This is a genomic window from Kluyvera genomosp. 1 (assembly GCF_001266615.1).
Lineage (GTDB): Bacteria > Pseudomonadota > Gammaproteobacteria > Enterobacterales > Enterobacteriaceae > Kluyvera > Kluyvera cryocrescens_A.
On sequence record NZ_LGHZ01000005.1, the window covers coordinates 118,934 to 133,522 of the forward strand.

The window sequence follows — 14,589 nt, forward strand, 5'->3', positions numbered from 1 at the left end:
ACTTAGATACAATTCACCTTCTGTATGAAAACACAGGCCTCAGGGAATAGATTTATGCTCGAGATGTTGATGCAGTGGTACCGTCGCCGATTTAGCGACCCCGAAGCGATAGCGTTGCTGGTTATTCTGGTGGCCGGTTTTTGCATTCTGTTTTTCTTCAGCGGCCTGCTGGCTCCGCTTTTGGTGGCATTGGTACTGGCATATCTGCTGGAGTGGCCGACGGTGCGTCTGGAGCGTATGGGGTGGTCGAGAACCTGGGCGACCAGCGTGGTACTGGTGCTGTTCGTCGGCATTTTCCTACTGATGTCCTTCGTGGTGATGCCGATTGCGTGGCAGCAGGGAATAAACCTTATCCACGATATGCCCGGTATGCTCAATAAGCTGTCGGACTTCGCTGCTACGCTGCCGCGCCGCTATCCGGCGCTGATGGACGCTGGCATCATCGATGCGATGGCTGAGAATATGCGTAGCCGTATGCTGACCATGGGCGACTCGGTGGTGAAATACTCGGTTGCTTCACTGGTTGGTCTGCTGACGCTGGCGGTCTATCTGGTATTGGTGCCGCTGATGGTTTTTTTCCTCGTCAAAGACAAAGAGCAGATGCTCAATGCCGTACGCCGCGTGCTGCCGCGTAACCGCGGGCTAGCAGGGCAGGTGTGGAAAGAAATGAACCAGCAGATCACCAACTATATTCGCGGTAAGGTGCTGGAGATGGTGGTGGTGGGGATTGCCACCTGGCTTGGTTTCCTGATGTTTGGCCTGAATTATTCTCTGCTGCTGGCAGTGTTGGTGGGGCTATCCGTACTCATCCCGTATATCGGCGCCTTCGTGGTGACGATTCCGGTCGTCTGTGTGGCGCTGTTCCAGTTTGGTCTTGGCACCGAGTTCTGGAGCTTGTTTGCGGTTTACCTGATTATTCAGGGGCTGGACGGCAACCTGCTGGTGCCGGTGTTATTCTCCGAAGCGGTGAACCTACACCCGTTGGTCATTATTCTGTCGGTGGTGATTTTCGGTGGGCTGTGGGGATTCTGGGGTGTTTTCTTTGCCATTCCGCTTGCCACACTGATTAAAGCAGTCGTTCATGCCTGGCCAGATGGGCTGGTGGTGGACGAAGAATCCTGAAAATAAAAAAGCCGACATCACGTCGGCTTTTTTGATTTATTCGTTTATCACGCGTTAGCTTGCAGCCAGCCCAGCACGATGTCGTGGTGATTGCTGGTTTTGAAGTCATCAAACACATGTTCAACTTTGCCGTCAGCATCCACCAGGAAGCTGATGCGGTGAATACCATCATAGGTTTTACCCATGAAGGTTTTTTCGCCCCAGATACCAAACTGTTCGCAGACCTGATGGTCTTCATCGGAGAGCAGCGTAAAGTTCAGCAGCTCTTTTTCGGCGAAACGGGAGAGCTTTTCTGGTTTATCGGTGCTGATACCCAGAACTTCTACACCCGCTTTTTTCAGTTCATCCATATTGTCGCGAAGGCCGCAAGCCTGCACGGTGCAGCCAGGAGTCATCGCTTTCGGGTAGAAGTAGACCAGAACACGTTGTCCCTGGAAGTCGGTCAAATTTACTTGCTCGCCGTCTTGATCGGGCAAACTAAATTTCGGTGCGATATCACCGGCTTTCAGTGGGTTCATTACTCATCTCCATCCTGTTCGTCATGCTGTGAATAATTGATCACGTTTATACTGCCTTGTGCTTTCAATTCTGTACATAGGGCTTTGAACGCTTGCTCAATATTTGATGCATTTTGCGTAGCAGGACTATGAGCCGTAATCTGGATGAACAACTGGGCAGCAACGTCGTCGGTCCCCGGCTGAGTTCGTGAAACCAGTTCGGCGATGTTCATTTCCCAGCTATCGAACAACGCGGTAAAGCGCTCGATGATGTGCGGGGAGTCGGGAACTTCCACCTGAACCCACACGGTCGCGGGCATTGCCGGACGCGGGCGAGCGGTCGTACGCTTCATCACAATCAGCAGATCCAGCTCTGCTCCTTTGAGCGGCAGCGTCGATTCAATAAGGGTAATTGCGTTCCAGGTGCCGGAAAGCAACATAATAAAAGTGAACTCATCCCCCAGCATGGCCAAACGACTGTCTTCGATGTTGCAGCCGCAGCTGCTGACGTGACGGGTGATCGTATTGACGATGCCAGGGCGATCCGCGCCCAGGGCTGTAATGACCAGATAGTGTTGTAATGAGGCTGTCAAACCTGTTCTTCCTTTAAAAAGGTGCGGTATACCCTAGGAAAGCATAAAAAAAACCGGCATACAACATTCTGAAGGGCTTCAGTCTCTTGCTTTTATTACAAGACCAAACGTACCATTGAGACTCATGTCCGCACGTCAGCACAGAGGATGGCCCATGTTCACGGGAAGTATTGTAGCGCTTGTCACGCCGATGGATGAAAAAGGTAATGTCGACCGTTCAAGCCTGAAAAAACTGATTGATTACCATGTCGCCAACGGAACCTCGGCGATTGTGTCGGTAGGGACTACCGGCGAATCCGCAACGCTCAGCCACGACGAGCATGGCGACGTGGTGATGACCACGCTGGAACTGGCCGATGGCCGTATTCCAGTTATTGCCGGAACGGGGGCAAATGCAACCGCAGAGGCCATTAGCCTGACCCAGCGTTTTAACAATACCGGTGTTGTCGGCTGCCTGACGGTCACCCCGTATTACAACCGTCCGACTCAGGAAGGCCTGTTCCAGCATTTCAAAGCGATTGCCGAGCATACTGACCTGCCACAAATCCTGTATAATGTGCCGTCACGTACTGGCTGCGATATGCTGCCGGAAACCGTAGGTCGCCTTGCGAAAGTAAAAAATATTATCGCGATTAAGGAAGCCACGGGGAACTTAAGTCGTGTTCACCAGATCAAAGAGCTGGTTTCAGACGATTTCATCCTGCTTAGCGGTGATGATGCATCCGGTCTGGACTTCATGCAGCTGGGCGGTCATGGCGTCATTTCGGTGACGGCGAACGTTGCTGCACGTGATATGGCTGAAATGTGCAAACTGGCAGCAGCAGGTCAGTTTGAGCAGGCGCGTATCATTAACCAGCGTTTGATGCCGCTACACAATAAATTATTTGTCGAACCCAATCCGATCCCAGTGAAATGGGCATGTAAGGAGTTGGGACTTGTGGCGACCGATACCATGCGCTTGCCGATGACACCTATCACCGACCACGGTCGTGATGTTGTGGCATCCGCATTGAAGCATGCCGGTTTGCTGTAAAGTTTAGGGAGATTTGATGGCTTACTCAGTACAGAAGTCGCGCCTGGCGAAGGTTGCGGGTGTTTCGTTGGTTCTACTGCTTGCAGCATGTAGTTCTGACTCGCGCTATAAGCGCCAGGTGAGCGGTGATGAATCCTACCTGGACGCCGCACCGTTAGGTGAACTTCATGCCCCTGCGGGGATGATCCTGCCGATTGAAAATGGCGACTACAACATCCCGGTCGCCAACGGCAGCGGTGCTGTTGGCAAGGCGCTGGACATCCGTCCGCCGGCTCAGGCGCTGGCGCTGGTTTCCGGTGCTCGTACCCAGTTTACCGGTGATACGGCCACGCTGCTGGTTGAAAATAGCCGTAGCGGCTCCCTGTGGCCACAGGTTGTTAGCATCGTTCAGGCGAAAAACTACACCATTACCAAACGTGATGATGCTAGCCAAACGCTGACCACTGACTGGGTTGACTGGAACCGTCTTGATGAAGATCAGCAGTACCGCGGTCGTTATCAAATCTCCGTGCAGCCTCAGGGCTATCAGCAAGCGGTGATGGTCAAACTGATTAACCTGGAACAAGCAGGGAAAGCCGTTGCCGATCGTGCTTCGCTGCAGCGCTACAGTGCTGAAATGCTGAACGTGATTTCTGCCGGTCTGGATAAGAATGCCACCGATGCGGCGAATGCTGCTCGTGGTACCGCTGGCGCAACCTTCGATGTTCAGAGCGCTTCTGATGACACCGGTCTGCCGATGCTGGTCGTTCGCGCACCGTTTAATCAGGTGTGGCAACGTCTGCCAGGCGCACTGGAAAAAGTGGGCATGAAAGTGACCGACAGCACCCGTTCTCAGGGTAGCGTAGCGGTGACCTACAAACCGCTGTCTGACAGCCGCTGGCGCGATCTTGGCGCAAGCGACCCGGGTCTGGTCTCCGGCGACTACAAACTTCAGGTCGGCGACCTGGACAACCGTAGTAGCCTGCAGTTCATCGATCCAAAAGGTCACACGCTGACGCAGTCGCAGAATGACGCACTGGTAGCCGCATTCCAGTCCGCATTTACGAAGTAATTTAAAAGGGCTGGAGCAATCCAGCCCTTTTTTCTGTATAGTGACGCAAACGTGTGCGTACGCTGAAAAACACAAATTTTTAGGCTCTATATCTTCCAGGTTGCAGGAACGTATCAATACGACCTGACGTGGAAAGACGACGAGTATCGTTAATCATCACTGGAGTGACAAAGATGCAAAAGCTAGCTGAGTTGTATCGTGGTAAAGCGAAAACCGTATACAGCACCGAAAACCCGGATCTGTTGGTACTCGAATTCCGTAACGATACGTCAGCAGGAGATGGTGCCCGCATTGAACAGTTCGATCGTAAAGGCATGGTGAACAACAAGTTCAACCATTTCATTATGAGCAAACTGGCGCAAGCCGGTATCCCGACTCAAATGGAAGCGTTGCTGTCCGATACCGAATGTCTGGTGAAAAAGCTGGATATGGTGCCGGTTGAATGCGTGGTGCGTAACCGTGCGGCCGGTTCGCTGGTGAAACGTTTAGGGATTGAAGAAGGTATCGAGCTGAACCCACCGCTGTTCGATCTGTTCCTGAAAAACGACGCGATGCACGACCCGATGGTTAACGAATCCTACTGCGAAACCTTTGGCTGGGTGAGCAAAGAGAATCTGGCGCGTATGCAGGAGCTGACCTTCAAGGCTAACGACGTACTGAAAAAACTGTTTGATGACGCCGGGCTTATCCTGGTCGATTTCAAGCTGGAATTTGGTCTGTTTAAAGGCGAAGTGGTTCTGGGCGACGAGTTTTCCCCGGATGGCAGCCGTCTGTGGGACAAAAAGACCATGGATAAAATGGACAAAGACCGTTTCCGCCAGAGCCTGGGCGGCCTGATTGAAGCTTACGAAGAAGTCGCGCATCGTTTAGGCGTTAAGCTGGACTAAGTTTTACTCCCTCTCTCCGGCATCGTGAGGCCTGCACAGGTGACGCGATGCCGGCATGACGCATCATACATTTCCAGTGGTAATCCCGCCCGTAACCGCCTACGATCTACCAGTATATTGATAAGATAAGATCGAGGTAGTTATGCGTTGGCAAGGTCGTCGTGAAAGCGACAATGTGGAAGACCGGCGGAACAGTTCCGACTCTCAGGGAATGGGGCGCGGCCCCGGCTTTCGTATTCCTAGCGGCAAAGGCGGGATTATTCTGCTGATTGTCGTGGTGGTCGCGGGCTATTACGGCGTGGATTTAACCGGTTTAATGACCGGCGAGCCGATTGGACAGCAGCAATCCTCCCAGCACGTCAGCCAGCCAAAAGATGACGAAGCCGCCAAATTTACCTCGGTGATCCTTGCCACTACGGAAGATACCTGGGCTCAGCAGTTCAAAGAGATGGGCAAAACCTATCAGCCGCCGCGCCTGGTAATGTACCGTGGTGCAACCCGCACCGGATGCGGTACCGGCCAGTCGGTTATGGGGCCGTTCTACTGCCCTGCGGATACCACGGTCTATATCGATCTCTCTTTCTATGACGATATGAAAAATAAACTCGGCGCGGGCGGTGATTTCGCGCAGGGCTACGTGATTGCGCACGAGGTCGGCCATCACGTGCAGAAGCTGTTGGGGATCGAACCGAAAGTTCGTCAGATGCAGCAAAATGCCTCTGAGGCCGAAGTGAATCGCCTTTCTGTTCGCCTGGAATTGCAGGCTGACTGTTTTGCTGGCGTTTGGGGCCACAACATGCAAAAACAGGGCATTCTTGAAGCGGGTGACCTGGAAGAGGCGCTGAACGCTGCCGAAGCGATTGGCGATGACCGTCTGCAACAGCAAAGCCAGGGCCGCGTGGTTCCCGATAGCTTTACTCACGGGACTTCCCAGCAGCGCTACACCTGGCTGAAACGCGGCTTTGATAGCGGCGACCCGGGCCAGTGCAATACCTTCAGTAAATCACTCTAATCATCAAATGACGGACGTCATGGATGAGTTGTTCGCGCAGTCTGCGCGAATGGCGCAGGCGGGAATTCGCCGCCTGCTGGTGGTGAGCGGGGAAGCAACATGGTGCGTACGGCAGGCTACGGCATTCCGCCACGCTGCTAATGCGGATGTGCTGTGGGTCGGCCCGACGTCCATGGACGCCCCTTTCTGTCTTCCTTCAAAATTCACCACGCTGCTGGGACGTGAGTTCCAGCATGCAGTCTTTGACGCCCGCAACGGTTTTGACGTTTCAGCGTTTGCGGCCCTGGCCGGTACTCTGCGCGCCGGAAGCTGGCTGCTGCTGTTGGTACCAGAGTGGGAGAGCTGGCATTTGCAAACTGATGCTGACTCTGTGCGCTGGAGTGACGCTTCAGAACCGATCGCCACGCCTCATTTTGTCGAGCATTTTCGCCGGATGGTCACCGCGAGCGCGCAGACGCTTGTCTGGCGTCAGGGCCAGCCTTTGCCTTTACAAGCCGATACCCTCCGGACAGACTGGCAGCGCGCGAACGGCCAGCCGGAGCGTGAACAGCAGGCTATTTTGCAGGTGTTGTCGAATACTTCAGCGAAAGTGTGCGTTGTCACGGCCGAACGGGGGAGAGGCAAATCGGCGCTGGCGGGGATGCATATTCAGCAGCTTCAGGGCGATGCTATCGTCACTGCACCTTCGCGCGCGTCGACTGACGTGATTGCCGTGTTTGCCGGCGAGCGCTTTTGCTTTATGGCTCCTGATGCGCTGTTGGCGTCCGACGCCGTGGCTGATTGGCTGGTGGTCGATGAAGCCGCAGCCATTCCTGCCCCATTGCTGAAAAAGCTGATTGCTCGCTTTCCCCATACGCTGTTGACCACCACAGTTCAGGGTTATGAAGGCACCGGCCGAGGTTTCTTACTGAAATTTTGCGCCGAATTTCCGCAGCGCGAAGCCTTTACCCTTATGCAGCCTATTCGTTGGGCTGCGGGGTGCCCGCTTGAGGCGGTGATTAACGATGCGCTTATTTTTCACGATGATGCCTTTAGCGTATGCCCCGAGGGTGCGTTGGCGTTGCAGGCCGTCGAGCAGTCGAGCTGGCAGAGTCAGCCTGAACAACCCGCCGCGCTCTATCAGCTTCTCTCCGGAGCGCACTACCGTACTTCACCGTTGGATCTCCGTCGCATGATGGATGCGCCAGGCCAACACTTTCTGGTAGCGCAAACCGCCAACGGTCCGGCGGGGGCTCTGTGGTTGGTCGATGAGGGTGGATTAACGCCTGAACTCAGCCAGGCCGTCTGGGCCGGTTTTCGTCGCCCAAGAGGCAATCTGGTGGCGCAATCGCTGGCAGCGCACGGCGGTAGCCCACTGGCAGCCACGCTTATCGGGCGGCGCATCAGCCGTATCGCTGTGCACCCGCTTCGCCAGCGAGAAGGCATCGGTCAGCAGTTGGTGGCGAAAGCGTGGGAAGAGGCAGATAGCTGCGACTATCTGTCGGTCAGCTTTGGGTTTACCGATGAACTCTGGCGTTTTTGGCAGCGCTGTGGCTTTACGCTGGTGCGCATTGGCACCCAACGTGAGGCCAGCAGCGGTTGCTATGCCGCCATGGCGCTGCGACCGATAACGGTGGCGGGAGAGGCGTTGATGCAGCGGGAACACGCCCGCCTGTGCCGCGAATGGCGTTGGCTCCAACGCTGGATTGATGAAAAAATCCCGCTGCCCGATCTCCCGACCGCTATTCTTAATGATGATGACTGGTGGGATCTGGCTGGTTTTGCCTTCGCCCATCGCCCGCTGCTGGCGGTGTTGGCGAATTTGAATCATCTTGTCGAGTTGGCAGCACTACCGCTCCCGGCGCTGCGTGGCCGCCTGAACGGTGATTCTGAAGCTGAGCTCTGCTCGCGCCTGGGGATTAATGGGCGTAAATCGCTGTTGCTGCGTCTGCGTGATGAAGCGCAGCAGGCAATGCGTAGGGTGAATGGCGAACGGACAAATCAGCTCATGGAACAGATTCGACAACTGCAATTTTTTTAACTGACTCATTCAGTTAAATGGCATGGTCATTATTCTGGTGCGGCGTAAACTGACCGACAAAACCAAGGAGACAGCCATGACACACGATCATTTTGTTGTTCAAAGCCCCGCGAAGCCCGCTCAACAGCTGCTGCTGTTGTTTCATGGCGTGGGCGATAATCCGGTGGCAATGGGACAAATCGGCAGCTGGTTTGCGCCGTTGTTCCCGGACGCGCTCGTTGTTAGCGTCGGCGGAGCCGAGCCGTGCGGACCGGCTCCGGGCCGCCAGTGGTTCTCTGTGCAGGGTGTGACGGAAGAAAACCGTCAGGCGCGCGTTGATGCAATCATGCCGACCTTTATCGAAACGGTGCGTTACTGGCAAAAGCAAAGCGGTGTAGGCCCGCAGGCAACCGCGCTTATCGGTTTCTCTCAGGGCGCGATTATGTCGCTGGAAGCGGTTAAGGCCGATCCTGACCTGGCCTCGCGAGTCATTGCCTTTAACGGTCGCTATGCCACATTACCGGAGAAGGCTAGCACTGCCACTACCGTACACTTGATTCACGGCGGTGAAGATAGAGTGATTGACCTGGCTTGGGCAGTGAAGGGACAGGAAGCGATTCTGGCAGCAGGCGGCGATGTGACGCTGGATATTGTTGACGATTTAGGTCACGCCATTGACGATCGCAGCATGCAGTTTGCGCTAGACCACCTGCGTTATACCGTGCCGAAACACTATTTTGATGAAGCATTGAGTGGCGGAACGCCAAAAGATGACGATGTTATTGAAATGATGTAGGAATTCGATGCTATCGAGTTTAGACGGGCTACCACTGCGGTAGCCCGTTTTCATTGTGGGGCGTCGGTATCTGCCGCGTACTATTTCTTTGGCTGATCCTTCTTCGGCCAGTCGTCGTCGTCATCCCACTTGTCGTTGCAGTCGCGATGAGGCGGCAGCTCCGGCTTGTTGGCGAGAAACTTCTTATGATCGACGCGGTTAAGGTCTTTAATCACGTTGATGATGACCCCTACCAGAAACACCAGTACCAGAATCCACCAGTATTTTGTCAGCCAGTCCATGCGTATACCCCTTACTTATCGTTACGCCCTTAAGCGACGAGTTGTTCCATTATCCGTTGATACATCCGTGCCAGCATCTGCAGGTCGGCGGCGTTGACGCACTCATTAATTTTATGAATGGTGGCGTTCACCGGCCCCAGTTCGACCACCTGTGCACCCATCTGGGCAATAAAGCGCCCGTCGGAGGTACCGCCGGTGGTCAGCAGCTGCGGTTCTATTTCATTATAGTGCGCGATGGCATTTACCACTGCATCCACCAGCTTGCCGCGCGAGGTCAGGAACGGCTGCCCGGAGATCCACCAGTCGAGGGTGTAGCGCAGCTCATATTTTTCCAGCAGTGCAATGACGCGGGCTTTAATCATCTCATCCGTCAGCTCGGTGCTAAAACGGAAGTTAAACTGAACAAACAGATCGCCTGGGATCACGTTGTTACTGCCGGTACCCGCCTTAATGTTGGCAATCTGCATGCTGGTAGGTGGGAAAAATTCGTTGCCTTTATCCCATTCAATAGAGACCAGCTCGTTCATCCACGGCGCGGCGCGGTGAACCGGGTTGTCTGCCAGGTGCGGGTAGGCGACATGCCCCTGTACGCCGTGAATGGTCAGGTTGCAGGTCATTGAACCGCGACGGCCGTTTTTGACCACGTCTCCCACCACTTCGGTGCTGGATGGTTCACCCACCAGACAGTAGTCCAGGCGCTCGTTGCGCGCCATCAGCGCTTCCACCACTTTCACCGTACCGTTTGTTGCGCTGGCCTCTTCATCGGAGGTGATGAGAAATGCCAGACGACCTTTGTGGTTCGGATGCTGGGCGACAAAACGCTCGGCGGCGATAACCATAGCCGCCAGCGAGCCTTTCATGTCGGCGGCGCCGCGGCCAAACAGCATGCCGTCGCGAATGGTAGGTTCAAACGGTGGATTGATCCAGCGATCGGCATCGCCCGCAGGTACCACGTCAGTGTGGCCTGCAAATGCCAGAGTTTCCCCTTGGCCACGCCATGCCCAGAAGTTCTGGGTATCACCAAAATCCATCGGTTCAACAGTGAATCCTACCGCACGCAGGCGCTCGATCATTAATGCCTGACAGCCCGCGTCATCTGGGCTAAGAGAAGGGCGGCGAATAAGCTGCTGAGCCAGCTCAATGACTGGGCATGACATAAACTAGACCTCGTTATTTTTCGTTATCTGTAAAAAGTAAAACAGGGAACGGCGTTAGCGCGTCTGCGCGAGCCACTGGCTATAGCTGACGTCGCTAAAACCCAGCAGCATAGGCTGTGCTGGCGCGCAGAGCAATGGGCGTTTGATGATCGCCGGCATTTCCAGCATCAGGGCGGCGGCGGCCTCGGCATTGTTTACCGAAGTGCGAACGCTTTCATCCAGTTTACGCCAGGTGGTGCCGCGGGTATTCAGCAGCGCTTCCCAGCCCAGTTCTGCAATAAAGGTTGCCAGTAGCTCAGGTGAAAGTCCATCGACGCGATAATCATGAAAACGATATTCAACCTGATGGTCATCCAACCAACGGCGGGCTTTTTTAATTGTGTCGCAGTTCTTTATTCCATAGAGAATGGTCATGTTCCACCTTTATATCAGCAGGTTTTAGGGGGTTCGAATATACACGTTATTCTACACGTCGTTGGTTTTAATTTTTGTCGCGCAAAGCGGTTGAAAAGCGTTCAGTTTATCATGCTATATACAACTTTAGTTGTAGTGGTTTCGTATTGACTTACTTAAAATCATTATCATATGATTCACATCTTCATAACTATTTCAGAATGTTGCTGTGCGTCACATTAAATGTCCAGCTTCCGGCCCATAGTGGCCACAAGCAGTAAACATATGTTGGCAGAGGTAATCAAAGTAATCGGATAAACCGTATTCACAGGTCATACATTAGTACGTAAAATACGCATAATAATAAGAGAGGTAGTTATGATCGAACGTGAACTAGGGAACTGGAAAGACTTTATCGAAGTGATGCTTCGTAAATAATTTCAGCAATGTGAATTAAGCGCTGTGTCCTTTCAATAACCATGATGGTGTTGTTGTCGTACAGAGTAGTGAATCACATAAAGAAGAAAAAAGGCGACATTCATATGTCGCCTTTTTGTTTTTTACTCCGGCTTCTCTTTTAGCGGGAAGCGCCGGCGTACCAGTACGAAGAACAGCGGGACGAAGAATATCGCCAGGATTGTGGCTGATACCATCCCACCTACCACGCCGGTGCCGACCGCATGCTGTCCGCCGGAGCCGGCACCCGTGGTGAGCGCCATCGGCAGAACGCCGAAGATAAAGGCCAGCGAAGTCATCAGTATCGGACGTAAACGCTGACGACAGGCTTCGAGCGTCGCCGACATCAACTCTTCACCTTGTTGGTTTCGCTCGTTAGCAAATTCCACGATCAGAATGGCGTTCTTCGCCGATAGCCCGATAACCGTGAGCAGCCCGACCTGGAAGTAGACATCGTTTTCCAACCCGCGCATCCAGGTCGCCAGCAGCGCGCCGATAACCCCCAGCGGAACCACTAACATCACAGAGAACGGTACAGACCAGCTTTCATATAGAGCGGCCAGGCACAGGAAGACGACCAGCAGCGAAATGGCATACAGCGCCGGGGCCTGCGCGCCGGAGAGGCGTTCCTGGTAGGACATTGCCGTCCATTCCAGGCCAAAGCCGGTCGGCAGCTGTTGCACTAAGTTCTGCATGACATCCATGGCGGTCCCGGTACTGACACCCGGTGCCGCTTCACCAATGATTTCCACCGCAGAATAACCGTTATAGCGTTCCAGACGCGGCGAACCGGTTTCCCAGCGTGAGGTGGCAAACGCAGAGAATGGCACCATCTCGCCTGCGTTATTGCGCACATACCACTGATTGATGTCATCCGGCAGCATGCGGTATTTGGCCGCCGCCTGGACGTACACTTTTTTCACGCGGCCACGATCCATAAAGTCGTTTACGTAGCTTGAGCCCCATGCGGTTTGCAGCGTGTCGTTAATATCATCGATGGAAACGCCCAGCGCCTGAGCCTTACGCTGGTCGATATCGACCTGTAGCTGCGGGCTATCATCAAGGCCGTTGTGTCGTACACGAGTGAGCTGTGGGTCTTTGCTAGCCAGTTCTAGCAGCTGGTCGCGTGCCGCCATGAGCGCGTCGTGCCCGGCTCCAGCGTGGTCCTGTAATTCCATATCGAAACCAGCAGAGCTGCCCAAACCGCTAATCGCTGGTGGGCTACTGGCGAAAACACGTGCTTCCTTAATTTTATTCAGTGCCTTGGTGGCGCGCTCAATAATGGCAAATGACGTTCCGGTGGTGCTGTTACGTTCATCCCAGTCCTTCAGACGCACGAACATACGCGCTACGTTCTGACCATTACCACCGGGTCCAGAACCGATAGTGGCGAAGATAGAGGTGATATTGTCTTTTTCGTTTTTAAAGAAATAGTCTTCAACCTGTTCAACAACCTTGAGTGTCTGTTGCTGAGTTGAGCCGCTTGGCAACTGCACGGAGGTGGTAAACATCCCCCGATCTTCCAGCGGTAAGAAAGAAGAGGGCAGGCGCAGGAACAGAAACACCATGCCACCTAAGAGCAGCACATAAATCAACATCCAGCGCACGCTGCGCTGCAGAATTTTGGCCACGCCTGATTCATAACGATGCGAACTGGCATCAAACTTACGGTTAAACCAGCCGAAGAAGCCTTTGGTCCCGTGCGTTTCGCCTTTATGGATAGGTTTCAGGAGAGTGGCGCACAGCGCCGGAGTCAGAATCATTGCCACCAGCACCGAGAGCACCATTGCCGATACGATGGTTATCGAGAACTGACGATAAATTGCCCCGGTGGTGCCGCCAAAGAAGGCCATCGGAATAAACACCGCCGACAGTACCATAGCGATGCCCACCAGAGCGCCCTGAATTTGCCCCATCGATTTACGCGTAGCCTGCCTTGGCGTGAGCCCTTCACTACTCATTATGCGTTCGACGTTTTCGACGACCACGATGGCGTCATCCACTAATAATCCGATAGCGAGGACCATCGCGAACATCGTCAGGGTGTTTATGCTGTAGCCGAAGGCGTAGAGGACAGAGAATGTCCCCATCAGCACCACCGGGACGGCGACCGTAGGAATTAAGGTAGCGCGGAAGTTCTGCAAGAACAGATACATCACCAGGAACACTAGCAGCACCGCTTCCAGCAGCGTTTTGACTACGTCTTTGATGGATGCTTTGACGAATGAGGTAGTCTCGTAGGCCACTTTGTATTCCAGCCCGTGCGGGAAGTACTGCTTGAGTTCATCCAGACGCTGGATAACACGCTCGGCGGTAGCCATTTCATTCGCGCCGGACGCCAGCTTAATACCCAGGCCAGACGCAGGGTTGCGGTTATAGCGGCTGAGGTAATCGTATTTTTCTGCACCCATCTCAACCGTGGCGACATCGCCCAGCGTCACCTGTGAACCATCCTGGTTTACGCGCAGGGTAATATCACGAAATTCCTCAGGTGTTTGCAGCAATGACTGCGCATTGATGGTGGCGTTCAGCGCCTGATTATCAACCGAAGGTGTACCGCCTAGCTGGCCGACTGCAATCTGCGCGTTCTGGGATTTGATGGCGTTAGTGACATCCGCTGCGGTGAGCTGGAAACTGTTGAGTTTGGCCGGATCGAGCCAGATACGCATGGAGTACTGGGAGCCATAGGCGTCGATATCACCCACGCCGTCCACGCGGCTGATGGGATCCTGAATGTTACTGGCGACATAATCGGAGATATCTTGCTTATCCATACTGCCGTCGGTGGAGACGAAAGCGATGGTCAGAATGTTGGTATCGCCGGTTTTACGCACCGTAACGCCCTGCGTCTGTACCGCCTGCGGCAGTTTGTTCATGGCCGTTTGCAGTTGGTTTTGCACCTGCTGCACGGCTTCATCCGGATCGGTACCTGCGACAAAGCTCAAGGTAATGCTGGCCTGGCCGGTGGCGCTACTCTGCGATGACATATACATCAGGTTATCGATGCCGGTCATGTTCTGCTCGATAACCTGAGTGACGGTATTTTCCAGGGTCTGCGCCGATGCCCCCGGATAGTTGGCGGTCACGCGCACATTGGGCGGTGCGAGGTCAGGATATTGCTCAACGGGTAATGAAAAAATAGCCAGCGTACCGGTCAGGCACAATAAGATTGCCAGCACCCAGGCAAAAATGGGGCGATCAATAAAGAAATTCGCCATCAGGATCCGGACCTCATGTTATTCATTTTTATATGTACTGATTTGCGTCAAACACTGTAGCCGTATGGCTGTCAGCAAACGTGGAGAAAAAAAG

At 54.0% G+C, this 14,589-nt stretch carries 14 protein-coding genes; 8 read left to right on the forward strand and 6 right to left on the reverse strand.

What is annotated here, in order from left to right:
* Window positions 1-54: 54 nt before the first annotated feature.
* A complete protein-coding gene (locus KP80_RS04155; RefSeq protein ID WP_052282326.1) occupies window positions 55-1,122 on the forward strand; it encodes an AI-2E family transporter in 1,068 nt (355 codons plus the stop codon).
* A gap of 47 nt (window positions 1,123-1,169) precedes the next feature.
* On the opposite strand, the gene bcp is transcribed toward KP80_RS04155, so the two are convergent.
* Complete coding sequence (gene bcp, locus KP80_RS04160; RefSeq protein ID WP_052282327.1) at window positions 1,170-1,640, reverse strand: thioredoxin-dependent thiol peroxidase; 471 nt, start codon at window positions 1,638-1,640, stop codon at window positions 1,170-1,172.
* The gene (locus KP80_RS04165; RefSeq protein ID WP_052282328.1) at window positions 1,640-2,212 is read right to left on the reverse strand and encodes a glycine cleavage system transcriptional repressor; all 573 of its coding nucleotides are present in this window, start codon (window positions 2,210-2,212) and stop codon (window positions 1,640-1,642) included. Before KP80_RS04165 ends, bcp begins: the two co-directional genes overlap by 1 nt.
* A 154-nt stretch (window positions 2,213-2,366) precedes the next feature.
* Here KP80_RS04165 and dapA point away from each other — a divergent pair, with 154 nt between their 5' ends.
* The 6 genes from dapA to ypfH all read left to right on the forward strand — a co-directional run bounded on the left by dapA (window position 2,367) and on the right by ypfH (window position 8,990).
* Window positions 2,367-3,245 carry a 4-hydroxy-tetrahydrodipicolinate synthase gene (dapA, locus tag KP80_RS04170; protein ID WP_052282329.1) on the forward strand — a complete coding sequence of 293 codons (879 nt, stop codon included), beginning with the start codon at window positions 2,367-2,369 and terminating at the stop codon, window positions 3,243-3,245.
* A gap of 16 nt (window positions 3,246-3,261) precedes the next feature.
* Window positions 3,262-4,296, forward strand: coding sequence for an outer membrane protein assembly factor BamC (gene bamC, locus KP80_RS04175; RefSeq protein WP_052282330.1), 1,035 nt, complete (start codon window positions 3,262-3,264; stop codon window positions 4,294-4,296).
* Window positions 4,297-4,469: 173 nt separating this feature from the next.
* Entirely contained in the window at window positions 4,470-5,183 is a 714-nt protein-coding gene (gene purC, locus KP80_RS04180; protein WP_052282331.1) for a phosphoribosylaminoimidazolesuccinocarboxamide synthase, read from the forward strand.
* Between the two features lie 142 nt (window positions 5,184-5,325).
* A complete protein-coding gene (locus tag KP80_RS04185; protein WP_052282332.1) occupies window positions 5,326-6,195 on the forward strand; it encodes a neutral zinc metallopeptidase in 870 nt (289 codons plus the stop codon).
* 19 nt (window positions 6,196-6,214) lie between these two features.
* Window positions 6,215-8,215 carry a tRNA(Met) cytidine acetyltransferase TmcA gene (locus KP80_RS04190; protein WP_082221711.1) on the forward strand — a complete coding sequence of 667 codons (2,001 nt, stop codon included), beginning with the start codon at window positions 6,215-6,217 and terminating at the stop codon, window positions 8,213-8,215.
* 76 nt (window positions 8,216-8,291) lie between these two features.
* On the forward strand, window positions 8,292-8,990 hold the full coding sequence (gene ypfH, locus KP80_RS04195; protein ID WP_052282377.1) for an esterase: 699 nt from the start codon (window positions 8,292-8,294) through the stop codon (window positions 8,988-8,990).
* An 80-nt stretch (window positions 8,991-9,070) separates the two neighbouring features.
* Here ypfH and KP80_RS04200 read toward each other — a convergent pair whose 3' ends face one another.
* The 3 genes from KP80_RS04200 to KP80_RS04210 are packed head-to-tail and all read right to left on the reverse strand — an operon-like array spanning window position 9,071 to window position 10,842.
* Window positions 9,071-9,271, reverse strand: a complete 201-nt coding sequence (locus KP80_RS04200; RefSeq protein WP_052282334.1) for a YpfN family protein — start codon at window positions 9,269-9,271, stop codon at window positions 9,071-9,073.
* A 29-nt stretch (window positions 9,272-9,300) separates the two neighbouring features.
* On the reverse strand, window positions 9,301-10,428 hold the full coding sequence (gene dapE, locus KP80_RS04205) for a succinyl-diaminopimelate desuccinylase (RefSeq protein ID WP_052282335.1): 1,128 nt from the start codon (window positions 10,426-10,428) through the stop codon (window positions 9,301-9,303).
* A 54-nt stretch (window positions 10,429-10,482) separates the two neighbouring features.
* Window positions 10,483-10,842 carry an ArsC family reductase gene (locus KP80_RS04210; protein WP_052282336.1) on the reverse strand — a complete coding sequence of 120 codons (360 nt, stop codon included), beginning with the start codon at window positions 10,840-10,842 and terminating at the stop codon, window positions 10,483-10,485.
* A 357-nt stretch (window positions 10,843-11,199) separates the two neighbouring features.
* Between KP80_RS04210 and ypfM the strand changes: the two genes are divergently transcribed.
* Window positions 11,200-11,259: a protein YpfM gene (gene ypfM / locus KP80_RS23015; RefSeq protein WP_001386977.1), complete on the forward strand. Its 60-nt coding sequence runs from the start codon at window positions 11,200-11,202 to the stop codon at window positions 11,257-11,259.
* A 122-nt stretch (window positions 11,260-11,381) separates the two neighbouring features.
* On the opposite strand, the gene acrD is transcribed toward ypfM, so the two are convergent.
* Window positions 11,382-14,495: a multidrug efflux RND transporter permease AcrD gene (gene acrD, locus KP80_RS04215; RefSeq protein ID WP_052282337.1), complete on the reverse strand. Its 3,114-nt coding sequence runs from the start codon at window positions 14,493-14,495 to the stop codon at window positions 11,382-11,384.
* Window positions 14,496-14,589 lie beyond the last annotated feature (94 nt).

What these genes read in the sequence shown, in the direction of transcription:
- KP80_RS04155 (WP_052282326.1), top strand. Translation starts at nt 55, where the DNA reads ATGCTCGAGATGTTGATGCAGTGGTACCGTCGCCGATTTAGCGACCCC.
- bcp (WP_052282327.1), bottom strand. Translation starts at nt 1,640, where the DNA reads ATGAACCCACTGAAAGCCGGTGATATCGCACCGAAATTTAGTTTGCCC.
- dapA (WP_052282329.1), top strand. Translation starts at nt 2,367, where the DNA reads ATGTTCACGGGAAGTATTGTAGCGCTTGTCACGCCGATGGATGAAAAA.
- bamC (WP_052282330.1), top strand. Translation starts at nt 3,262, where the DNA reads ATGGCTTACTCAGTACAGAAGTCGCGCCTGGCGAAGGTTGCGGGTGTT.
- purC (WP_052282331.1), top strand. Translation starts at nt 4,470, where the DNA reads ATGCAAAAGCTAGCTGAGTTGTATCGTGGTAAAGCGAAAACCGTATAC.
- KP80_RS04185 (WP_052282332.1), top strand. Translation starts at nt 5,326, where the DNA reads ATGCGTTGGCAAGGTCGTCGTGAAAGCGACAATGTGGAAGACCGGCGG.
- KP80_RS04190 (WP_082221711.1), top strand. Translation starts at nt 6,215, where the DNA reads ATGGATGAGTTGTTCGCGCAGTCTGCGCGAATGGCGCAGGCGGGAATT.
- ypfH (WP_052282377.1), top strand. Translation starts at nt 8,292, where the DNA reads ATGACACACGATCATTTTGTTGTTCAAAGCCCCGCGAAGCCCGCTCAA.
- KP80_RS04200 (WP_052282334.1), bottom strand. Translation starts at nt 9,271, where the DNA reads ATGGACTGGCTGACAAAATACTGGTGGATTCTGGTACTGGTGTTTCTG.
- dapE (WP_052282335.1), bottom strand. Translation starts at nt 10,428, where the DNA reads ATGTCATGCCCAGTCATTGAGCTGGCTCAGCAGCTTATTCGCCGCCCT.
- KP80_RS04210 (WP_052282336.1), bottom strand. Translation starts at nt 10,842, where the DNA reads ATGACCATTCTCTATGGAATAAAGAACTGCGACACAATTAAAAAAGCC.
- acrD (WP_052282337.1), bottom strand. Translation starts at nt 14,495, where the DNA reads ATGGCGAATTTCTTTATTGATCGCCCCATTTTTGCCTGGGTGCTGGCA.